The sequence below is a fragment of the Cryobacterium fucosi genome (genome assembly GCF_004403515.1).
GTDB lineage: Bacteria > Actinomycetota > Actinomycetes > Actinomycetales > Microbacteriaceae > Cryobacterium > Cryobacterium fucosi.
Genome location: NZ_SOHH01000038.1, coordinates 64,232 through 85,849, shown reverse-complemented (window position 1 = coordinate 85,849; position 21,618 = coordinate 64,232). Strand labels below are relative to the sequence as shown.

The window sequence follows — 21,618 nt, the reverse complement described above, 5'->3', positions numbered from 1 at the left end:
TGACGGATGCTACGGGGTGACCTGGTGGGTGCCGGCAGCGCCGTGCGCGGTCGCGCCGTGGACGGCCAGGGCGAGGGCGTCGAGGGTGGACGGATCCTCGATCGTGGGCGGCACCGTGTACGGCTCGCCGTCGACGATCTGCCGGATCGTCTTGCGCAGGATCTTGCCCGAGCGGGTCTTCGGCAGCCGGTCGAGGATGGTCACGTCCCTGAACGCGGCGACGGGGCCGACATGCTCGCGCACCAGGGCGACGAGCTCCGTCGCGAGGGTGTCGTGGTCGATCGACGCGCCGGCCTTCAGCGTGACGAAACCGGCGGCGCGCTGGCCCTTGAGCGGGTCGTGCACGCCGAGCACCGCGCACTCGGCGACCGCCGGATGCAGGGTGAGCACCTCCTCGAGCGAGCCGGTGGAGAGACGGTGCCCGGCCACGTTGATCACGTCGTCGGTGCGGCCCATCACGTAGAGGTAGCCGTCGTCGTCGAAGTGGCCGGAGTCGCCGGTGGCGTAGAAGCCGGGGAAGGCGGTGAGGTAGGCGCTCGCGAAGCGCTCCTCGCTGCCCCAGATGCCGAGCAGGTTGCCCGGCGGCAGCGGCAGCCGGATGGCGATGTTGCCGTCCTTGCCGACCCGGGTGACCGGTTTGCCCTTCGAGTCGAGGATGACGACGTCGTAGCCGGGCACGGGGAAGGTGGCCGAACCCGGCTTCGTCTCGAGCTCGGCGATGCCTCGGGGGTTGGCGCAGATCGCCCAGCCGGTCTCGGTCTGCCACCAGTGGTCGACGACGGGGCAGTGCAGGCCGTCATTGGCCCAGTGGTAGGTCTCCGGGTCGAGGCGTTCCCCGGCCAGGAACAGCCCGTGCAGGCTGGACAGGTCGTACTTCTCGAGCTCCCGCAGCTCAGGGTCGACCCGGCGGATGGCGCGGATCGCGGTCGGCGCGGTGAACAGGACCTTCACCTTGTATTCCTCGATGACGCGCCAGAACGCGCCGGCATCCGGGGTGCCGATGGGCTTCCCCTCGTAGATCACGGTGGTCGCCCCGACCAGGAGCGGGGCGTAGACGATGTAGGAATGGCCGACCACCCAGCCGACGTCGGATGCGGCCCAGAACACGTCGCCGATCCCGGCAGCGTAGATGTTGCGCATCGACCAGGCCAGCGCGACGGCATGGCCGCCGTTGTCGCGCACGATGCCCTTCGGGTTCCCGGTCGTTCCCGAGGTATAGAGGATGTACAGCGGGTCCTCTGAACGCAGGGCCACCGGGTCGGCGGGCGTGGCCTTCGCTTCCTCGATCGCCCAGTCCAGCCAGGCGACCCCGTCATCGGCGCCGGCATAGTCGGCCGCACTACCCGGGATCATCTCCCGGTCCCGCACGATCACCGTACGCACCGATCCGGCGCTCTGGGCCATGGCCCGTTGCACCAGGGGCAGGTATTCGACCGCGCGGCCGGGCTCCAGGCCGCCGGATGCCGTCACGATCACGGTCGGCCGGGCGTCGTCGATGCGCACGGCCAGCTCGCTCGCGGCGAAGCCGCCGAACACGACGGAGTGGACGGCGCCGATCCTGGCGCAGGCGAGCATCGCGACGATGGCCTCCGGGATCATCGGCAGGTAGACGATCACCCGGTCGCCCGTGCCGACGCCGTTCTCCCTGAGCACGCCGGCGAAGCGGGACACCCGGCCGAGGAGTTCGAGGTAGCTGATCCGGATGCGCGTTCCCGACATCGCGGAGTCGTAGATCACGGCGGTCTGCTCTCCGCGCCCGGCGAGCACGTGGCGGTCGAGGGCGTTGTAACTCGTGTTCAGCTCGCCGTCGGGGAACCAGCGCCAGGTGCCGGGGGAGCGCTCCTGGAGGGCGACGCGGGGCGGCGTGATCCAGTCGACGGCCTGCGCGGCCTCGAGCCAGAAACCGGCGCGCGTGTCGGTGTCGATGCTCCGCTGCCACGTTTCGTGATAACCGACGGTGTTGTCGCTTGTCATTGTGAACCTCCCCATTGAAGCTCCTATGTATACATAGAATGCTCGAAGTCTTGCATAGAACCCCCTCAAAGGGAATAACATGTGGTTTGTGTATACAGAAACCCCAACGGTGGGGATGGCCGCACCGGTACGTGCCAGCGAGCGCGCCTACCGTCAGTTGCGCGGGGAAATCCTCGACGGGATCCTGACCCCGGGCGCCGGGCTGCTCGAAATCGAGCAGTCGGCGCGGATCGGCGTGTCGCGCACGCCGCTGCGCGCCGCCATCGCCCGACTGATCGCCGACGGCCTCGTCGCCGGCCGGCCGGGCCGGGGCTTCATGGTCACCGAGATGTCGGTGGACAGCATCCGCGAACTGTACGAGGTGCGCCGGGCGCTCGAGGAGCACGCCGCCCGGATCGCCGCCGACCGCCGCGACCCCGCGGTCTTCCTGGCGCTGCGGGACCAGTTCCTCGCCGCCCCGGAGCTGCTCGCCCAGGGCACGGCCGGCCTGCACCGCTACTACGACCTGATCGACGAGTTCGACGATGCCGTCGGCGATGCCGTCGCGAACCCGTTCCTGGTCGGCGCGCTGGCCACCGTGCGCACGCACCTGGCCCGCATCCGCCGCCTGGCCAGAGGCAACCCGGACCGGCTGCGCAGCGCGGCGACCGAGCACCTGCTGATCATCGACGCCATCATCGCCGGCGACACGTCGCTGGCGGCCCACGCCACCCACGTCCACCTCCAGCAGAGCCTCACGAACGTCCTCGCGGCGATCCAGGGGCAGCCGACCGGCCCGGTCGCCTAACCGAAAGGAACCACCGTGCAGCAGCACCACGTTCGTGTTCACCGCAGCGACGAGACCCTGGCCCGCACCGATCAGCTCGCCTGGAAGATCGCCGAGTGCGCCGCCGACCCGGTGCCGGTTTCCGACGAGGTGACCGAGATGATCATCAACCGGGTCATCGACAACGCGGCCGTCGCGGCGGCCTCCCTGACCCGTCGACCCGTGGTCGCCGCCCGGTCGCAGGCGCTGGCCCATCCGCGTTCCTTCAACGGGGTCGGCGGGGCCGTGTTCGGCGAACAGCGCTCGCGCCGGGTGTCGCCGGAGTGGGCGGCCTGGGCGAACGGCGTGGCCGTGCGCGAACTGGACTACCACGACACGTTCCTCGCCGCCGAGTACTCCCACCCCGGCGACAACATCCCGCCGGTCGTCGCGGTGGCCCAGCACCTCGCCACCTCCCGGGGTCTGACCGGGCGCGACCTCGTGCGGGGGATCGCCACCGGCTACGAGGTGCAGATCGACCTGGTCAAGGCGATCAGCCTGCACGCCCACAAGATCGACCACGTCGCCCACCTCGGTCCGTCGGCAGCGGCCGGCATCGGCACCCTGCTCGGCCTCGACCCGGCGACGATCTTCCAGGCGGTCGGCCAGGCCCTGCACACCACGACGGCGACCAGGCAGTCCCGCAAGGGCGAGATCTCCAGCTGGAAGGCCTATGCGCCGGCCTTCGCCGGCAAGATGGCGGTCGAAGCCGTCGACCGCGCAATGCGGGGCGAAACCAGCCCGACACCGATCTATGAGGGCGAAGACGGCGTGATCGCCTGGCTGCTCGACGGCCCGGATGCCGCCTACGATGTGTCCCTGCCGGGCGCAGGCGAGGCGAAGCGGGCGATCCTCGACAGCTACACCAAAGAGCACTCGGCCGAATACCAGGCCCAGGCCCTGATCGATCTCGCCCGCAAGCTGCACCGCGAGCACCCCGCCCTTCGACAGGCTCAGGGACCGGACGGGCAGGCTCAGGGACCGGACGGCAGGGACATCGTGGAATCCATCGTCATCCACACCAGCCACCACACGCACACCGTGATCGGCTCCGGGGCCAACGATCCGCAGAAGTACGACCCGACCGCCAGCCGGGAAACCCTGGACCACTCGATCCCGTACATCTTCACGGTGGCCCTGCAGGACGGCAGCTGGCACCACGTCGATTCCTACCGGCCCGAACGCGCCGGTCGCGCCGACACGATCGCCCTCTGGAACCGGGTCACCACCACCGAAGACCCCGAGTGGACCCGGCGGTACCACTCGCTCGACCCGGCCGAGAAGGCCTTCGGCGGCCGGGTGGAGATCCTGCTCACCGACGGCACCCGCATCGTCGACGAGCTCGCGGTCGCCGACGCGCACCCGCTCGGCGCCAGGCCGTTCGGCCGCGCCGAATACATCAACAAGTTCCGCGTGCTCGCCGCCGACGTGCTCGAAGAGAGCGAGATCGTGCGCTTCCTCAGCGCCGCCGAGCGCCTCCCGCGACTGGCTCCCGAGGAACTCGGCGAGCTCACCATCGTGGCCGCCAACGGCCTGCTCGCCTCCCTCCCCACCCCGAACGGAATCTTCTGATGCTCTACTCCACCGTCACCCCGACCCGGAAGCGCGCAGACTTCCGGGCGGCGCTCGCCGGCGGGCGCCTGCTCCGCTTCCCCGGCGCGTTCAACCCGCTCTCGGCCCGGCTGATCGCGGCCAAGGGCTTCGAGGGCGTGTACATCTCCGGAGCGGTGCTGTCGGCCGACCTGGGCCTGCCCGACATCGGCCTGACCACCCTCACCGAGGTCGCCGGGCGCAGCCAGCAGATCAGCCGGATGACCGACCTTCCCGCCATCGTCGACGCCGACACCGGCTTCGGCGAGCCGATGAACGTGGCGCGCACCATCCAGACCCTCGAAGACGCGGGCCTGGCCGGGATGCACATCGAGGACCAGGTCAACCCCAAGCGGTGCGGGCACCTCGACGGCAAGCAGGTCGTCGACGAGGCAACGGCCGCCAAGCGCATCCGCGCGGCGGTCGACGCGCGGCGGGACCCGAACTTCCTGGTCATGGCGCGCACCGACATCCGTGCCGTCGACGGCCTGGCCGCCGCCGTCGACCGGGCGAAGAAGCTCGTCGACGCCGGCGCGGACGCGATCTTCCCCGAGGCGATGGCGTCGCTGGCCGAGTTCGCCGCGATCCGTGCTGCCGTCGACGTGCCGATCCTGGCGAACATGACCGAGTTCGGCAAGGGCGAACTGTTCACCGTGCGGCAGCTCGCCGACGTGGGCATGAACATCGTCATCTTCCCCGTCTCGCTTCTGCGGCTGGCCATGGGCGCGGCGGAGCGCGGCCTCGATACCATCGAAGCGGAGGGGTCCCTGACCTCGCTCCTGCCGGAAATGCAGCACCGGGCGGAGCTCTACGAGCTGCTCGACTACCCGGCTTACAACCACTTCGACTCCGGGGTGTTCAACTTCACCCTCAACCCGGATCTTCCCTCGTAGAAACGTAAAGGAGCGTCATGACTCAGAATGAACCAACGGTTTTCAAGGGCCTCGCGGGGGTTGTCGTCGACAGGACGGCCGTCTCCAAGGTCGACCCCGACTCCAACTCGCTGCTCTACCGCGGCTACCCGGTGCAGGAACTGGCCGCGCAGCGCAGCTTCGAGGAGGTCGCCTACCTGCTCTGGAACGGGGAACTGCCCACCGAAGACGAACTGGCCGAGTTCGAGGAGCAGGAGCGGTCGCTGCGGCACCTCGCCCCGGCCGTGCGCCGGGTCATCGACGAACTGCCTGAGACCGCGCACCCGATGGACGTCGTGCGCACCGCGGTGAGCCTGATCGGCGCGAACGACCCCCAGGTCGACGACGCGTCGCCCGAGGCCAACCGGGCGAAGGGGCTGCGCCTGTGGGCGCAGATGCCGTCGATCGTCGCCTACGACCAGCGCCGCAGGCACGGACTCGACCTGATCGAGCCCCGCGACGACCTCGGCTATTCGGCGAACTTCCTGTTCATGACGTTCGGCGAGGTGCCGGAACTCGTCGTGGTCGAGGCCTTCGACGTGTCGATGATCATGTACGCGGAGCACTCGTTCAACGCGTCCACCTTCACCGCGCGGGTGATCACCTCGACCATGTCCGACCTGCACTCCGCGATCACCGGAGCGATCGGAGCGCTCAAAGGGCCCCTGCACGGCGGCGCGAACGAGGCCGTCCTGCACACCTTCGACGAGATCGGCGCGGGCCCCGGCGCGGGGGAGCGGGCCGAGGCCTGGTTGCACCGCACCCTGGACGCCAAGCACAAGGTGATGGGCTTCGGGCACCGGGTCTACAAGCACGGCGACTCCCGGGTGCCGACCATGTACACGGCGCTGATCACCATGATCGAGCACTACGACCGGCCCGACCTGCTCGAACTCTACGAATCGCTCGCCGCGGCGATGAAGGCGCGCACGGGCATCCTGCCCAACCTCGACTACCCGTCCGGCCCGGCGTACCACCTGATGGGCTTCGACACCCTCACCTTCACGCCCATCTTCGTGGCGGCCAGGCTCACCGGCTGGACCGCCCACATCATCGAGCAGACCGCCGCGAACGCGCTCATCCGGCCCCTGTCGCTCTACAACGGCCACGAGGAGCGGCACCTTGCGTGACCCGCTCGTGACCTAGCATTGACGGATGGCATTCGACGCGCAGGACGCAGGCACAGACCTGACCGGGATTCAACGAGAAGTCCTCGAATGGAACGTCTTCGCCGACGCGGCCCGCACACTGGCCGCGTCGGTTTTGGCCAGCGGCTACCAGACGGATGTCGTGATCGCCATCGCCCGCGGCGGCCTGCTGCTCGCGGGAGCCATGTCCTACGCGCTCGGCACCAAGAACTGCGGCAGCATCAACGTGCAGTTCTACACCGGCGTCGACCAGCGGCTGCCCGAGCCGGTGCTGTCCGGCCCGATGCTCGACGCCCCGGCGCTCGCCGGACTGCGCGTGCTCCTAGTCGACGACGTCTCCGACTCCGGGCACACCCTCGCGCTCGTCGTCGCGCTGCTGCGCGAATCCGCCGCTGAGGTGCGCACGGCCACCCTGTACACGAAGCCGCGGACGGCGCTCGTCCCCGACTACACCTGGCGGGAGACGGACCGCTGGATCGTCTTCCCGTGGTCGTCCCTGCCCCTGGTGGTCGCGCCGCTCACGGCCGACTCGACCGTCGCACCCGAGGGAGTCCTCGCGTGAGCGTGCACCTGGTCGGCGGCGGCTGGAATGCCGAACACGACGCCGCCGTCTACGGGCCGTTCCTGGTCGAGGCCACCGCCCGGGGCGTGGCCCAGGGCCGCACCGCGCCGCGGATCGCGATCATCGCGGTGCGCGACACCGACGGTGCCGAACACGCGGCGAACCTCGTGGCGGCCGTCGGCGCCGCCGGCGAACTCGAACCGAAGATCACCACCCTCGCGCACGGCGAACTCGCCGGGCTGCTCGCCGTCTCCGAGGTCGACGGCATCGTCATCGGCGGCGGCCTCACCCCCGCCTACCTCGCGGCGGTCGCACCGATCGCGGGCGAGATCCGCCGCCAGGTGGCCGCCGGCATCCCCTACCTCGGATTCTCCGCCGGCGCCATGATCGCGGCCGAGCGCGCCCTGATCGGCGGCTGGCGGATGGGCGGGGTCGAGGTGAACGCCCAGGATGCCGCCGAAGGCCTCGACGAGGTGACCATCGAGCCAGGCATCGGGCTCCTCGACGTCACCGTGGAGGTGCACGCGGCGCAGTGGGGCACGCTGTCCCGGCTCGTCGCGGCCACGGAGGCCGGCCTGATCGACGGTGGACTGGCCGTCGACGAGAGCACGGCCCTGGTCGTGGGCGTCGGCGCCCTCAGCGTCGTCGGGTCCGGCAGCGTCTGGCGGGTCAGCCAGGCCGACGGCGGCGTGCTCGTCAGCACCTTCGGCGCCTGAGCCGCCCGCCGGTGCCCCCGACAACCCTGGAGACGCTCGCCCGCTCCGGCGCGGTCGACCCAGGCTGGGCGCTGGCGCTCGAACCGGTGTCAGCCGAGATCGACGCGATGGCCGGGTTCCTCAGCGCGGAGACCGCGGCCGGGCGGCCGTGGCTGCCGCCGGCCGACACTGTCTTCCGGGCCTTCCGGGACCCGTTCGACGACGTCTCGGTGCTCATCCTCGGCCAGGACCCGTATCCGACCCCCGGGCATCCGATCGGCCTGGCCTTCGCGGCGGAGCGACACGTGCGCCCGCTGCCGCGCAGCCTCCGGAACATCGCCGCGGAGCTGCGCGACGACGTGGGCGCCACGCTCGCCGACGGCGACCTGTCGGCGTGGGCCGACCAGGGCGTGCTGCTGCTCAACCGGGTGCTCACCGTGCAGGCCGGCGCGGCCGGTTCGCACCGGCGGCGCGGCTGGGAGCGAGTCACCGAGCAGGCCATTCGGGCCCTCGTCGCGAGGCGGCGCCCGCTGGTCGCGATCCTCTGGGGCAGGGATGCCGGCCAGGCCCGGCCGCTGCTCGGCGACACGCCCGTGATCGGGTCCGCGCACCCGAGCCCCCTGTCGGCGCGCCGCGGCTTCTTCGGGTCCCGGCCGTTCAGCCGCGCGAACGAGTACCTCGTGGCGGCCGGGGCGGCCCCGGTGGACTGGTCGCTCGGGTAATCTGGAACCTTCAGGGGTGAGGAGCAGTACGTGCTTGAAGAGGAATACCAGCCGCGCAGGCAGCTGCCCCGGCACCTCCGGCCGCAGCCGGAGGCCGAGGCCCCGTTCGACTACACGATGCGCGACGCCCAGATCACGGACCTGCCGGACATCCGCGAGATCTACAACTACTACGTCGCCAACAGCACGGTGACCTTCGACGTGGACGCGATGACCCTCGCCGCGTGGCGGAGCAAGTTCTACTATCTCGGCAAGCTCGGGATGCCGTTCATCGTGGCCGTGTCGCCGGCCGGGCAGATCCTCGGCTACGCGCTGGTCAGCCCCTGGAAGGAGAAGCGGGCGTACCGCTTCACGGTCGAGAACTCGATCTACCTCGGCGCGGCCTCCACCGGCAAGGGCCTCGGCCGGGTGCTGCTGGGCGAACTGATCACCCGGTCGAAGGCGGCCGGACTCAAGGAGATCATCGCGGTGATCGCCGACCAGGGCGCGGACGCCTCGATCAAGCTGCACCGGGACTTCGGCTTCGAGGAAATCGGCCGAATGGGCAAGGTCGGCTACAAGTTCGACCGCTGGCTCGGCACCGTGCTGATGCAGAAGAGCCTCAAGTAGGACCGAGGCGCGTCAGGCGGTCGGACCCGAGCGGTTCATCCGGCCCACCACGGTGACGACCGTGCGGTGGGGGAGCCGGCCGGCGACCTGGGCGAACACGGAGTTGCGCAGGCCGCTCACGGCGTGCGGTGGCGTAGTGGCCCGGTCGAGGGCCGTGAAGGTCGTGCGCATGACGTCGGCCACCGTGAGCAGGCCCCGGTACGAGTCGGCGCTGCGCCCGGCGACCTCGAAGAACTCGGTGTCCACCGGGCCGGGGCAGATCGCCGTCACCTTGAGGCCTGACTTCCGCGTCTCGTACCAGAGCGCCTCCGTGAAGCTGAGCACGTATGCCTTCGTCGCGCCGTAGACCGCCATCTTCGGCACCGGCTGGAAGGCGGCGGTGCTCGCCAGGTTCACCAGGGCCGCGCTGGCCGGCTGGGTCCGGCTGGTCTGGATCAGGTCGGGCAGCAGGGCGCGGGTGAGCATGCTCAGGGCCGTGACGTTGAGCGCGACCTCGCCGGCGAGCCGCACGGGGTCGGCGTCGACCAGGTCGCCGTAGGTGGCAAAACCGGCATTGTTGACGAGTGTGCCGACGGTGATGCCGCGGGTGTGCAGATCCGCGACCAGTTCGGCGACGGCGCCTGGCGCGGCGAGGTCGAGGGGGATCACCGTCGACACCGTGCCGTACTTCTCGGTCAGTTCCACGGCCAGCCCTTCGAGGCGGTCCTGACGCCGGGCAGTGAGCACGAGATCCGCCCCACGCTCGGCGAGCTCGCGCGCGAATCCGGCGCCCAGTCCGCTCGAGGCCCCCGTGACCAGGGCGACGGTTCCGATCGGGTTGAAGACTGTGTTTCTCATTGTTTCAGGCTAGCGCCGTCGGCCCGCGTACAGTCGAGGGATGACCGATGCACCCCTCGACCTGCCCGAGCGGCACACGGTACTGCGTTCCTTCGCCGGCCACCTCGACGCCGCCCCGACCGTCGTCTACCCGCGTCTCCTGCGTGCTCTCGAGCCGCGCACCGGCGCCGGCGGCAGGTTCCTCTCCGACCCGGCGCAGCGCCTGATCGTGGTTCAGGGAGGCTGGTGGTACCGCGGCGAGTACCGGGTGCTGGAGGAGGATTCCGGGTCGGTCGTGCAATACGAGATCATCAACGTGGCTCAGGTCGCACACTGGGCAGGCACCTGGGCGGCTCGTTCCGTGCTCACGGCGGCGCCGCGGGCGTTCCAGGCTCTCCTGACCGGGCTCGGCACCTGACCGGGCTCCGCCCCGGGTACCGCCGGCCGGGCCCGGCCGCTGGGTAGGCTCGGGGGATGGCCGAACCACACGAACTGACCGCCCTCGAACAGTGGCAGGCGCTGCAACACGGCGAACTCAGCCCCTCCGAGCTGACCGGGCACTACCTGGCCCGGATCCACGCGGCCAACGCCGCCCTCGGCGCGTTCGTCACCGTCACCTCGGATGCCGCACTGGCGCGCGCCCGCTTCGTCGAGGAGCAGGTGCCGCGCACGGCGCCGCTCTGGGGGCTCCCCTTCGCCGACAAGGACCTCCAGCTGCGCGCCGGCGTGCCGACACGGTTCGGCTCCCGGCTGATGCGGGACTTCGTTCCCGCAGAGTCGGACGACCTCGTGGTCGCCCTCGATGCGGCTGGCGGGGTGAGCCTCGGTAAGACCAACACCCCCGAGTTCGGGCTGCCGTCGTACACCGAAAGCCTTGCGGAGGCCCCGGCCCGCAACCCGTGGAACCGCGACCTCGGCGCCGGAGGATCGAGCGGCGGCGCGGCGGTCGCCGTCGCGGCGCGCCTGCTCCCGTTCGCGCCCGGCTCCGACGGCGGCGGATCGATTCGTATACCTGCGGCGGCATGCGGCCTGGTCGGGCTCAAGCCGTCCCGCGGCAGGGTGCCGGCCGCGTCCGGCATCGACAGGCTCGGCGGCCTCAGCGTGGGCGGACCTCTGGCGAGGACCGTGGCGGATGCCGCCCTGCTGCTGGACGCGATGATCACGCCGCGGGGCGGGCATCCGCTGCACCCTTTCGCCCTTCGCGCCCCCGGCGACGAGGCCCCGCTGCTCGCGGCCGCCGTGCGCGGCGAGGGCCGGTTCCAGCTCGGGGTGATGACCACCTCGGCCTGGGACGACGACTACCCGATCGACCTCGCGCCGGAGGCGCGTGCGGCGCTGGACCTTGCGGTCGCCGAATTCGCCGCCGCCGGGCACGGGCTGGAGGAGACCGCGCTCACCCCGGACGAGAGCTACGCGCCCGCCTTCCGCACGATCTGGCAGGCCGGGGCTGCGAGCATCCCCGCCGAGACCGAAGAGGAGCTTCGGCTGCTCGAACCGCTCACCCGGTGGCTCGTCGGCCGGGGCCGCGCCCTCTCGGCGCGCACCCTGGCCGAGGCGCTCGCCGCGCTGGCCGCCTACGAGCGGTCGTTCATCGGCCAGCTCTCCCGGTTCGACGCCGTGCTCACCCCGGCGCTGGCCATGATCCCGCGCCCGGTCGGCTGGTATGACCCGGAGGACGGAGAGGCGAACTTCGCCCAGCAGGTGCGGTACACCCCGTTCACGTCGATGGTGAACGTGGCCGGGCTGCCGGCCATCGTCCTGCCGGTGCTGCAGACCGAGGGCGGCCTGCCGATGGGCGTGCAGCTGATCGGCCGGCCCGGCGGCGAGGCGACCCTGCTCTCCCTGGGCGCCCAGCTCGAGCGGCGCCTGCGCTGGCAGCACCGGGTGCCGCCCGAGGCGTGACGATGGTGCGGCCGGGTCAGATCCGCGGGGCCCGCGCGGCGGGACGCGACGGCCACCAGAAGCGGTCACCGGTGAGGAAGACCAGCGCCGGCACCACCAGGGTGCGCACGACGAGGGTGTCCAGCAGCACGCCGATGCAGACGATCACGCCGATCTGGGTCAGGGCGACCACCGGCAGCACGCCGAGCACGGCGAACACCGCCGCGATCAGGATGCCGGCGCTCGTGATCACCGCGCCGGTCGACGACAGGGCGCGCACCATGCCCTCCCGTGTGCCGTGTCTGTGCGCCTCCTCCCTGGCCCGGGTGGTGAGGAAGATGTTGTAGTCCACCCCGAGCGCGACCAGGAACAGGAAGGCCAAGAGCAGGACGTTCGTGTTGAAGGCAGGGAACCCCATCAGGTTCTGGAAGATCCAGTTCGAGGCGCCGAGGCTGGCGAAGTAGGTCGCCAGGACGCTCACGATCAGCAGCACCGGCGCGACGAGCGACCGGAGGAGGATCGCCAGGATCGTAAAGACGATCGCCAGGATCATCGGGATGATCAGGTCCTGATCGGCCTGAGCACTCGTGAGGTTGTCGAGTGCGGTGGCATCCGTGCCGCCGACCAGCGTCTCGGAGAGCGCACCGGAGGCATCCGCATAGCTGCCCCGCAGGGCGGCGATGGTGCCGAACGTCTCGTCGCTGCCCGGTGCGCTGGCCAGGGAGAGGTTCAGCCGGGTGAGCCCGTTCGCGCTCTCGCCCGGCTGCACGGCGTCGACCCCGCGAGTCGCTGAGGCAAGGTCGGCGGCGTCGGCGGCCGCGGCATCCGGGGCAAGGACCACCGTCTGGCTTGTCAGGCCCGCCGAGAAGGACCCATCGACGATCTTCTGCGCCTGCACCGACTCCGGCTCGCCCAGAAGCTGGTCGGCCTGGGAGAGGCCCACGGATGCGCCGATCAGCCCCAGGCTGAGCGCCCCGATGCCGAGGATGGAGGCGAACACGACCGGAGCCGGCCGGCGGTCGACCACACGGCCGAGCCTGGTCCAGAACCCGGCCTTGCCGGCATCCGCCCCGGACTGGAACCGCGGGACGAACGGCCAGAACAGCCCGCGGCCGCAGACGACGAGCGCGGCCGGCAGCACGATCAGGGCGAAGAGGATCGCGATGACGACGCCGATCGCGCAGGCGAAGCCGAGAGCCCGGTTGCCGGAGAGCTCGGCGAAGAGCAGCGTGAGCAGGCTCAGCGCGACCGTGCCGCCACTGGCGGCGATGGCCGGCCCGGCACTGCGCACGGCGGTGAGCATGGCCGCACTGCGGCTCTCCACCCGGAGCAGTTCCTCCCGGTACCTGGCAACCAGCAGCAGGGCATAGTTGGTGCCCGCGCCGAAGACCAGCACGGACTGGATGCCGGCCACCGAGGCGTCGACGGTGATTCCGAACGGGTCGGCCAGTGCGCCGACGACGACCGTGGAGAGACCGTCGGCGATGCCGACGACGACGAGGGGCACGATCCACAGCACGGGGCTGCGGTAGGTGACGATGAGCAGCACCGCGACCACGATCACGGTGACGAGGAGGAGCCGGAGGTCCGCGCCGGCGAAGGCATTGGAGATGTCCGACTGGAAGCCGACCGGCCCGGTGAGATAGGCCCTGAGCCCGTCGGGAAGGTCCTTCGACGCCTGCGCGCGGATGTCCGTGGCCGTCTCGCCGATGTCGGCCGACGTGGTCTGCGCCTCGAGAGGCACAACACTGATCGCGGCCTGCTCGTCGGAGCTGAATTTCGGGGCCGTCGCCCGGGGGGCGATGGACCGCTCGCCCAGGGCCGCCGCCCGCTCGGTGATGGCGGCAACGTCTGCGGAGTCCAGGTTCTCGCCGTCGCGGCTCCACACCACGACCGCCGAGGTCTGCTTCGCGGAGGGGAAGTCGGCGAGGAGCCTGTCGACCTGGGCGGTCTGGCTCGAGGAGGGCAGCCCTGAGGTCGGGAAATCCTCGGACTCGCTGGAGGGAAGCAGGCTGAAGAGGAGCCCTACCGCCACGATTGTTGCGATCAAGACAGCCCAGGCCGTTCGTTGCCCGGTGATGAACCGCAGGATTGCGATCACAATTTCCTCCAATGAGCCTTATTGCTAAGCATCCTAGCTATGTTTGTACTAGTATGTCCGTTATGGATCAGCGCCGCAACTCAGCCCCCGACGCCGCGCGGGGCGGCGGGGACTCGGCCGGAGAGACCGGGGTCAACGCCATCGGCCTGCCGCGCTCCGGCGGGGTCGGGAATCAGCTGCGCAAGATCGTCACGCTTTCCCGGGACTTCGAGCGCCACGTCGGCGCCGCCCTCGACGTGAATGCGACCGACCTGTCCGCGATGGAGCACCTGATGGTCTCCGGGTCGCTGACCCCGAGCGAGCTCTCCCGGCGATTGGACATCTCCACGGCGGCGACGACCCTGGTCGTGGACCGGCTGGTGGCACTGGGTCATGCGCAGCGGCATCCGCACGCTTCCGATCGGCGGAAGGTCGTGGTCGTGCCGGCCGCCGCCTCGGTGGCGCGGGCCGTCGACGAGCTGATGCCCGTCATCGGCGGCGTCGCCTCGCTCACCCAGGAGCTTTCACCCGAGGAGCGCACCGTGATCGAGGCCTTCCTCACCCGGGTTGTCGGCGTCTACGAGTCGGCGCTCGCCCCCGACCGGGCGATGGATGCTGGCGGGCCGTCCGCCGCGTGACCTCCCGTCCGGCCGGTCGAGACCCGCGCCGCTGGTCGAGTCGTGCCGGTGATCGAGTCCAGTGGTGGTCGGGCTCGTCGAGACCGGGTGTCGGTGGTCGAGCTCGTCGAGACCGGGTGTCGGTGGTCGGGCTCGTCGAGACCCGTTCACCCCCGGTGGTCGAGCCCGTCGAGACCCGCTCACCCCCGGTGGTCGAGCTCGTCGAGACCCGCTCGCCCCGGGGTCCCGCCGCCGCGCCGGTTTCGGCAGCCCGCGTCCGCGGCCGCGGTAGCGCCCTGCCGATTCGGGCGCCGCGAGAGGGCATCCCGCCCTCCACGGTGGCACCCCCGCGTGCCCGGGGATGCCGCCCCAGCGGGTGCCCGCCGTTCCTCCACATTCTGGGTTTGATCAGCTTATCCACGGCGTGTGTGAGGGGGTTGTTTCGGGCGCGGGAATGTCGGTGGGTGCCCGTAGCGTGACCGGTATGACAGCATCGTTCATTGCCCGGCAGGAGGGCCTCGATGCACGGTTTGAGGCGATCGAGCAGACTGAGCGGGAGATCGCGGCCGCGTTCGCGCGGCGGGCGGCGCAGGTCGATGAGGCCCGCCGGTTCAGCGAGGCGACCGCCTCGTCCGAGGTGGTTCCGGGGGGCCGGTGGTCGCCGGGGATGGTCGCGGAGCGGGAGTTCGTCAGCGAACTCGCGGTGAGGTTGCGGTTCCCGCAGCGCACCACGGAGAACCTGATCGAGGCCAGCCGGGCGCTGGCCGAGGAGCTGCCCGGCACCCGGGCGGCGTTGGCGGCCGGGCTGATCAGTTACCGGCACGCGCAGATCCTGATCGAGCAGGCCGGGTCGGTCCCCGATGCGGCGAAGGCCGGGTTCGAGGCGGCGCTGCTCCGCACGGCCGGGCACCTGACCGTCGCGAAACTCAAGTACAAGGCCCGGCTGCTTCGGGAGCGGGTGCATCCCGAGACGATCCTGGCCCGGCACACTATCTGCGCGGCCGACCGGAAGGTGCTGATCGAGGCTGACGCTGACGGGATGGCGTCGCTCTTGCTCTACGACACCGCCGAGAAGGTCAACGCCGCATATCACCGGGTCAGCGTCACCGCCCAGAGCTTACAGAGACCGGGCCTGCAAGGCCCGACCGAGTCTCGCACGCTGTCCCAATTGCGGGCGGATGTGCTCACCGACCTGCTCCTGGACGGTGTCACCCCCTCCGGGGTCGGCAAAGGGATCCGCGCCACCGTGAATGTGACCGTGCCGGTGCTGACCCTGCTGGGCCAGACCGAGGAACCCGGACACCTGGAAGGGTGCGGGCCGATCGACCCCGACACGGCCAGGAAACTCGCCGGTGGGGCGACCGGTTTCACCCGGTTGCTCACGCATCCAGAGACCGGGGTGGTGCTCTCCGTCGGCCGGGATCATTCCCGAAGCCGTTGAAGAAATGGCTCCGGCTGCGCGATGAGACCTGCCGATTCCCGGGTTGCAACAACCCGGCGGCGCACTGCGATCTCGATCATTCGCTGGACTGGCAATTCGACGGACTCACCGCCCACGACAATCTCGCAAATCTCTGTGGACCCTGCCACGCCCTCAAAAGCGAGACCGGCTGGACCGTCACACACCTTGACGGCGGGTTCCTGCACTGGACCTCGCCGACCGGCCAGAGCTTCACCACCGAGCCCGCCACCATCATCCACGCCCCACCCAAACCCAGCACGGCCGCCCCGCCACCCGACCCGGAGGCCGCACCACCGGACCAAACCGATACCGAGCCCGCCCCCTTCTGAGGGTTTCGATTGCGGCGAGAACGAATCGCCCGGGGCGCGCCGGTGGTCGAGCTCGTGCCGGTGGTCGAACTCGTCGAGGCCCGGCTGCGGTGGTCGAGCCCGTCAACCCGGCCGCGGTGGTCGAGCTCGTCGAGGCCCGGCTGCGGTGGTCGAGCCCGTCAACCCGGCCGCGGTGGTCGAGCTCGTCGAGGCCCGGCTGCATCACGTGCGTGTTTTGAATAACTCAAAACAACGGCTAGCGTGGAGGCATGACGACGACGGGGATGACGGAGACGAGCGCCGAGGCCGCCCACCCGGCTCCGGTCCGCACCGTGGATGCGCTCGCCGACAGCATCCGTGCCGCCGGACTCAAGGTCACGGCGCCGCGTCTGGCCGTGCTTCGGGCTCTGGCCGACGCCCCGCACTCGACCGCGGACCGGTTGTTCACCGACGTGCGCACCGAGCTGCCCGGCACGTCTCTGCAGGCCGTCTACGGGGTGCTCGCCGCCTTCACCGCGGGCGGGCTCGCCCGCAAGATCGAACCGTCCGGCTCCGCGGCCCTGTTCGAACGCCGGGTCGGCGACAACCACCACCACATCGTCTGCACCCGCTGCGGCACGGTGCGCGACGTCGACTGCGCCGTCGGCGAGGCACCCTGCCTGACGCCAGACGACGCCGCCGGCTTCGCCGTGCGGGCCGCCGAGGTCACCTACTGGGGCCTGTGCCCCGCCTGCCAGGTGGAGCTGGCCACCACGCTTACCGGACCACCACTGCTGTCGAACAAAGGAGCACGATGACTATCAAGCCCACCACCACGCAGACGGGAACGCCCGTCGCCAGCGACGAGCACTCCCTGACCGTGGGAACCGACGGAGTCACGGCCCTGCACGACCGCTACCTGGTCGAGAAGCTCGCCCAGTTCAACCGCGAGCGCATCCCGGAGCGAATCGTCCACGCCAAGGGCGGCGGGGCGCACGGCACCTTCGAGGTCACCGGTGACGTGTCCGCGTACACCCGCGCCGCCGTCTTCCAGCCCGGCACGACCACCGACACGCTGCAGCGCTTCTCCAGCGTCGCCGGCGAGCAGGGCAGCCCCGACACCTGGCGCGACGTGCGCGGCTTCTCGGTGAAGTTCTACACCTCAGAGGGCAACTACGACATCGTCGGCAACAACACGCCCGTGTTCTTCATCCGTGACGGCATCAAGTTCCCCGACTTCATCCACTCGCAGAAGCGCCTGCCGGGTTCCGGCCTGCGCGACGCCACGATGCAGTGGGACTTCTGGACGCTCTCTCCCGAATCCGCGCACCAGGTCACCTACCTGATGGGCGACCGCGGCCTGCCGCGCTCCTGGCGTGAGATGCCCGGCTTCGGCTCGCACACCTACCAGTGGATCAACGCCGAGGGCGAGCGCTTCTGGGTGAAGTACCACTTCACCTCCAACCAGGGAAACATCGAGATGGAGGGCTCGGAGGCCGAGCTCATCGCCGGCGCCGACGCCGACTATTACCGTCGCGACCTGCACGACGCCATCGAGGCCGGCGACTTCCCGTCCTGGGACGTGTCGGTGCAGATCATGCCCTACGAAGACGGCAAGACCTATCGGTTCAACCCGTTCGACATCACCAAGGTCTGGCCGCACGCCGACTACCCGCGGGTGTTGATCGGCACGCACACCCTGAACCGCAACCCGCAGAACTTCTTCGCGGAGATCGAACAGGCGGCGTTCTCGCCGGCCAACTTCGTGCCGGGCATCGCGGCGAGCCCCGACAAGATGCTGATGGCGCGCATCTTCTCCTACCCCGACGCGCAGCGCTACCGGGTGGGCACCAACTTCGCCGAGCTGCCCGTCAACGCACCGAAGGCCCCGGTGAACAACTACTCGCAGGATGGCGCGGCGCGCCACCACTACAACGCCCCGGAGGCGCCGAACTACGCTCCGAACTCGCTCGGTGGCCCCGTCGCCGACCCGCTGCTCGCGGCGGAGGGCGGCTGGGAGAACGACGGCGAGCTGCTCCGCGCCGCCGCACGGCTGCGCAGCGAGGACAGCGACTTCGGACAGGCCGGCACGCTCTACCGAGACGTCTTCGACGACGCGGCCAGGGCGCGGTTCCTGGACACCATCACCGGTGCCATCAGCGGCGTCGAGCGCCCGGAGGTCACCGAGCGGGCCATCGGCTACTGGACCAGCGTGGACGCGGACCTCGGTGCGAAGCTGCGGGCCAACCTCGCGGCCTGGGCCGAGGCAGACCTGCTGGCCGAGGCATCCGCCGGCTACGCAGCCGAGTAGCCGAACCCGCAGCCTCAGCGCTGACAGGAACGCCCGGTCTCCTCGCGGAGGCCGGGCGTTTCGATTCTGCTTCGCGGCCCCCGCTACGGGGTCCCCGCTACGGGGTCACGCGGGCGGGAGCAGGGTGGTGAGGGCCGCACGCAGGCGGGCGTCCGCCTCCGCCGCGACGTCCTTGATCTCCGGCGAATGGCTCAACTGCACCATGATGGCCGGGTCGATCGCCTGAACCGTGGTCTGCGCGGCGCCGGGCGCGCGCCGCACGACCACGTTGCAGGGCAGCAGCGCCCCGATGCTGGGATCGGCGGCAATGGCCCTGCTGGCCAGCTGGGGATTGCAGGCGCCGAGGATGAGGTAGTCGCCCACGGCATCCGCCTGCTCGGCCCCGAGCTTGGCGGTGAAGGTGGCGTGGACGTCGATCTCGGTCAGGACTCCGAAGCCCTGGTCGGCCAGGGCCTCCCTGGTGAGTCGGACGGCCTCGTCGAACGGCTTGTCCACGGTGATGGTGTGTGCGTAGCTCATCGTTCTTCTCCTTGGTTGGATTGGTTGGCTTGGTCACTCAGGTACGGGTGCCGCGGATTCGCGGGTCATGGCCTCGCTGCGGGCCCAGAGGCCGGCGGCGGGGGCCGGGTCGTACGCCTGCGGATTCGCCTTCTGCACGATTCGCTTCTCGTAGTACTCGCCCGAGATCCAGTCGGTGCCCGGCGTGGCCGTGGCAAGCCAGGTCAGGGTGTCGGCACCCTGCTCCGGCGGAATCAGGAAGCGCTTGAGCGGGGTGCGGTAGATCAGGCGCATGACGCTCGTCGAGCCGGCGGCGAAACCGGTCGCGACAACGCCCGGGTGGAAGGAGGCGGTGGAGATTCCCTGGTCGTGATAACGGTCGTGCAGTTCCCTGGTGAAGAGGATGTTGGCGAGCTTGGCATTCCCGTAGGCGCGGTTAGGCGAGTACGAACGATCCGCCTCGAGGTCGTCGAGGTCGAACTTGCCGAAGACGCTGTTCGCGGCGCTGGACGTGTTGACCACGGTGGCCGAGCTTTCGCTGAGCCGGTCGATCAGGAGCGTCGTCAGCAGGAACGGCGCGAGGTGGTTCACCTGGAAGGTCTTCTCGTGGCCGTCGACGGTGAGCTGCCGGGCGCCCATGATGCCGCCGGCGTTGTTGGCCAGGACGTCGATCCGCGGGTAGCGCTCTCGCAACTCGGCGGCGAGCCCGCGCACCTCGTCCAGCCGGGCGAAGTCGGCCACGAGGTGGTCCGCGCCGAGCTCGGCGGCGACCGACGCCGTCTTGGCGGGGGAGCGCCCCACGATCACGACGTGTGCGCCGTCACGGCTGAGCTTGCGCGCCGCGGCGGCCCCGATGCCGTCACTGGCGCCGGTGATGATGATCGTTCGCTGGTTCATCTGTGTTCCCCACGGGCGAGGTAGCCGCCCTTGTCGAGTCCTGCTTCGATTTCGAATCGGTTCCGGAGCGGATTGCGGCCGGCCACCAGGTAGAGCAGCGGGAAGACCATCCCGTACCGCTGCCACTGGCGCTTGTGCACGGCCTCGTGCTCCAGGATCCGGTCGGTGACGTTCTGGTTGGTCAGGTAACAGCCGCCCACGCACGAGCCGCCGCGGCCGAAGGCCCAGGCCGGCATCCCGCGGAAGACGACAAGGCCACCCCGGCGTTCGACCCGGCCGGTGCTCCAGAAAAAACCCCAGACCAGGGCGACCAGGGTGGCGTAGAGGTAGCCGGCCCGGCTGACGGGGGAGTCGAAGAGGATGCTGCGCACATCACCAGCGTAGGCGCTACGGGCGACCGAGGCCCTCGTCACGGCATAACCCGACCCGGCTGATCAGACGGTCATCTCGAGCGGCCGGAATCATGCGGATCCTCCGCTGTCAGCGAGCCGGCGTGGGCGCGTGCGGTGGGGTCCTGGCGAACCTTGATCAGGCTGGCAATCGTGGTCACGGTCAAGACGACACCGATGACGATGAGGCTGGCATTGGTGCTGACCTCCGGTACGCGGTCATCGATGCCATGCCCCCAGTGCAGGACGAGCTTCACGCCGATGAACGCCAGGATGAGCGACAGCCCGGTGGAGAGGTAGACCAGGCGGTCAAGGAGTCCCTTCACGAGGAAGAAGAGCGCGCGAAGCCCGAGCAGGGCGAAGGCGTTCGCGGTGAAGACGATGTACGGTTCGTCGGTGATCCCGAAAATCGCCGGGATCGAGTCGAGCGCGAACAACAGGTCTGTGCTGCCGATGGCCAGCAGCACGATGAAGAGCGGCGTCACCGCTCGGCGGCCGGCGCTGCGGGAGAACAATCGGCCGCCGTCGTAATCCTCGGTGACCGTAAGTCCGCGACGAGCCACTCGCACCAGGACGTTGTCCTGCACGTCAGGGTCGGCGTTGCGGTGCCGGTAGAGCTGAACGGCCGTCACGATCAGCACGAGACCGAAGATCAGGAACATGAAGGAGAATAGCGAGAGCAGTGCGGCACCCAGCGCGATGAAGATCGCTCGCATGATCAGGGCCAGGGCGATCCCGAAGATGAGAACCTTCTGCTGGTATCTGTCCGGCACGGCGAAGGTCGTCATGATGATCGTGAAAACGAAGAGGTTGTCGATGGACAGGCTCTTCTCCACGATGTAGCCGGCGAAGTATTCCGCACCGAAGTCCCAACCCACCTGGGCGGCGAAGACGAGGCCGAACCCGATTGCCACGGCAATGTAGAGGATCGACGAGATCACGGCTTCGCGGAACTTGACAACGTGCGGCCGTGCCGCAGCGAGACCCAGGTCCAGGGCGAGCAGCCCCAGGATGAGGGCGATGGTGAGCGCCCAGCGGAGCGCGGTTACTTCGAGCATGGTGCTTTCCCGTCGATCGAAACGAATCCGGCGTTCACCAAGGATATAGGCGTGGGACGGCAATCCTGCGCGCATCCGCACGCGGGCCAACCGTTCGAATCCGCGGCGACCGCGCTCCATGATCCTCGTGGCGCAGGTTGGAGAAGCGGGCGCACGTTCCATCCTGCGCCGGCTTCTCCAACCTCAGCCGTGAGCCTCGACCACCGGCTCGGGGTGCGGGGTGCGGGGCGGACGCGGGTGGCGGCGGGGTCTCGACAGGCTCGACCACCGGCTCGGGGGCCAGGGCGGACGCGGGTGGCGGCGGGG

The 21,618-nt window shown here is 70.0% G+C and carries 21 protein-coding genes; 14 read left to right on the top strand and 7 right to left on the bottom strand.

The annotated features are described in order from the left end of the window. Positions 1-9 precede the first annotated feature (9 nt). Entirely contained in the window at positions 10-1,974 is a 1,965-nt protein-coding gene (locus E3T48_RS04100; protein ID WP_198417621.1) for an AMP-binding protein, read from the bottom strand. Between the two features lie 115 nt (positions 1,975-2,089). Here E3T48_RS04100 and E3T48_RS04095 point away from each other — a divergent pair, with 115 nt between their 5' ends. Genes E3T48_RS04095 through E3T48_RS04060 form a run of 8 tightly spaced genes read left to right on the top strand, consistent with a single transcriptional unit; the run spans position 2,090 to position 9,016 of the window. Next, on the top strand, positions 2,090-2,761 hold the full coding sequence (locus tag E3T48_RS04095) for a GntR family transcriptional regulator (RefSeq protein ID WP_134522567.1): 672 nt from the start codon (positions 2,090-2,092) through the stop codon (positions 2,759-2,761). A gap of 15 nt (positions 2,762-2,776) precedes the next feature. Then, entirely contained in the window at positions 2,777-4,351 is a 1,575-nt protein-coding gene (locus E3T48_RS04090; protein WP_134522566.1) for an MmgE/PrpD family protein, read from the top strand. Beyond that, on the top strand, positions 4,351-5,262 hold the full coding sequence (gene prpB / locus E3T48_RS04085; RefSeq protein ID WP_134522565.1) for a methylisocitrate lyase: 912 nt from the start codon (positions 4,351-4,353) through the stop codon (positions 5,260-5,262). Before E3T48_RS04090 ends, prpB begins: the two co-directional genes overlap by 1 nt. A 17-nt stretch (positions 5,263-5,279) precedes the next feature. After that, positions 5,280-6,410, top strand: a complete 1,131-nt coding sequence (locus tag E3T48_RS04080) for a bifunctional 2-methylcitrate synthase/citrate synthase (RefSeq protein ID WP_134522564.1) — start codon at positions 5,280-5,282, stop codon at positions 6,408-6,410. Between the two features lie 25 nt (positions 6,411-6,435). Then, entirely contained in the window at positions 6,436-6,990 is a 555-nt protein-coding gene (locus E3T48_RS04075; RefSeq protein ID WP_134522563.1) for a phosphoribosyltransferase, read from the top strand. Further along, positions 6,987-7,706 (top strand): Type 1 glutamine amidotransferase-like domain-containing protein, encoded by a 720-nt coding sequence (locus E3T48_RS04070; RefSeq protein WP_134522562.1) that lies wholly within the window; start codon positions 6,987-6,989, stop codon positions 7,704-7,706. Before E3T48_RS04075 ends, E3T48_RS04070 begins: the two co-directional genes overlap by 4 nt. Positions 7,707-7,717: 11 nt before the next feature. Continuing rightward, positions 7,718-8,407 carry a uracil-DNA glycosylase gene (locus E3T48_RS04065; protein WP_174844130.1) on the top strand — a complete coding sequence of 230 codons (690 nt, stop codon included), beginning with the start codon at positions 7,718-7,720 and terminating at the stop codon, positions 8,405-8,407. Between the two features lie 30 nt (positions 8,408-8,437). Further along, positions 8,438-9,016: a GNAT family N-acetyltransferase gene (locus tag E3T48_RS04060; RefSeq protein WP_174844129.1), complete on the top strand. Its 579-nt coding sequence runs from the start codon at positions 8,438-8,440 to the stop codon at positions 9,014-9,016. A 12-nt stretch (positions 9,017-9,028) separates the two neighbouring features. On the opposite strand, the gene E3T48_RS04055 is transcribed toward E3T48_RS04060, so the two are convergent. Beyond that, complete coding sequence (locus E3T48_RS04055; RefSeq protein WP_134522561.1) at positions 9,029-9,853, bottom strand: SDR family NAD(P)-dependent oxidoreductase; 825 nt, start codon at positions 9,851-9,853, stop codon at positions 9,029-9,031. Positions 9,854-9,893: 40 nt separating this feature from the next. On the opposite strand from E3T48_RS04055, the gene E3T48_RS04050 reads away from it, so the two are divergent. Both E3T48_RS04050 and E3T48_RS04045 read left to right on the top strand, forming a co-directional pair. Then, on the top strand, positions 9,894-10,250 hold the full coding sequence (locus E3T48_RS04050; protein ID WP_134522560.1) for a hypothetical protein: 357 nt from the start codon (positions 9,894-9,896) through the stop codon (positions 10,248-10,250). Between the two features lie 56 nt (positions 10,251-10,306). Beyond that, positions 10,307-11,734 carry an amidase gene (locus tag E3T48_RS04045; protein ID WP_134522559.1) on the top strand — a complete coding sequence of 476 codons (1,428 nt, stop codon included), beginning with the start codon at positions 10,307-10,309 and terminating at the stop codon, positions 11,732-11,734. Positions 11,735-11,750: 16 nt separating this feature from the next. Here the strand turns inward: E3T48_RS04045 and E3T48_RS04040 are convergent, their stop codons facing one another. Then, on the bottom strand, positions 11,751-13,814 hold the full coding sequence (locus tag E3T48_RS04040) for an MMPL family transporter (RefSeq protein ID WP_134522558.1): 2,064 nt from the start codon (positions 13,812-13,814) through the stop codon (positions 11,751-11,753). A gap of 62 nt (positions 13,815-13,876) precedes the next feature. Here E3T48_RS04040 and E3T48_RS04035 point away from each other — a divergent pair, with 62 nt between their 5' ends. From E3T48_RS04035 to E3T48_RS04020, 4 genes are all read left to right on the top strand, one after another. Beyond that, positions 13,877-14,431, top strand: coding sequence for a MarR family winged helix-turn-helix transcriptional regulator (locus tag E3T48_RS04035; RefSeq protein WP_166789623.1), 555 nt, complete (start codon positions 13,877-13,879; stop codon positions 14,429-14,431). Between the two features lie 463 nt (positions 14,432-14,894). Next, positions 14,895-15,851: a DUF222 domain-containing protein gene (locus E3T48_RS04030; RefSeq protein WP_166789622.1), complete on the top strand. Its 957-nt coding sequence runs from the start codon at positions 14,895-14,897 to the stop codon at positions 15,849-15,851. 613 nt (positions 15,852-16,464) lie between these two features. Then, positions 16,465-16,977 (top strand): Fur family transcriptional regulator, encoded by a 513-nt coding sequence (locus tag E3T48_RS04025; protein WP_134522593.1) that lies wholly within the window; start codon positions 16,465-16,467, stop codon positions 16,975-16,977. Then, positions 16,974-18,470: a catalase gene (locus E3T48_RS04020; RefSeq protein ID WP_134522556.1), complete on the top strand. Its 1,497-nt coding sequence runs from the start codon at positions 16,974-16,976 to the stop codon at positions 18,468-18,470. The genes E3T48_RS04025 and E3T48_RS04020 overlap by 4 nt, the downstream gene beginning before the upstream one ends. Before the next feature lie 105 nt (positions 18,471-18,575). On the opposite strand, the gene E3T48_RS04015 is transcribed toward E3T48_RS04020, so the two are convergent. Genes E3T48_RS04015 through E3T48_RS04000 form a run of 4 tightly spaced genes read right to left on the bottom strand, consistent with a single transcriptional unit; the run spans position 18,576 to position 21,312 of the window. Further along, on the bottom strand, positions 18,576-18,989 hold the full coding sequence (locus tag E3T48_RS04015) for a DUF302 domain-containing protein (RefSeq protein ID WP_134522555.1): 414 nt from the start codon (positions 18,987-18,989) through the stop codon (positions 18,576-18,578). 33 nt (positions 18,990-19,022) lie between these two features. Continuing rightward, the gene (locus E3T48_RS04010; protein WP_134522554.1) at positions 19,023-19,865 is read right to left on the bottom strand and encodes an SDR family NAD(P)-dependent oxidoreductase; all 843 of its coding nucleotides are present in this window, start codon (positions 19,863-19,865) and stop codon (positions 19,023-19,025) included. After that, positions 19,862-20,278, bottom strand: coding sequence for a Fe-S oxidoreductase (locus tag E3T48_RS04005; protein WP_241986646.1), 417 nt, complete (start codon positions 20,276-20,278; stop codon positions 19,862-19,864). Before E3T48_RS04005 ends, E3T48_RS04010 begins: the two co-directional genes overlap by 4 nt. A 29-nt stretch (positions 20,279-20,307) precedes the next feature. Beyond that, positions 20,308-21,312 (bottom strand): TerC/Alx family metal homeostasis membrane protein, encoded by a 1,005-nt coding sequence (locus tag E3T48_RS04000; protein WP_134522553.1) that lies wholly within the window; start codon positions 21,310-21,312, stop codon positions 20,308-20,310. Positions 21,313-21,618 lie beyond the last annotated feature (306 nt).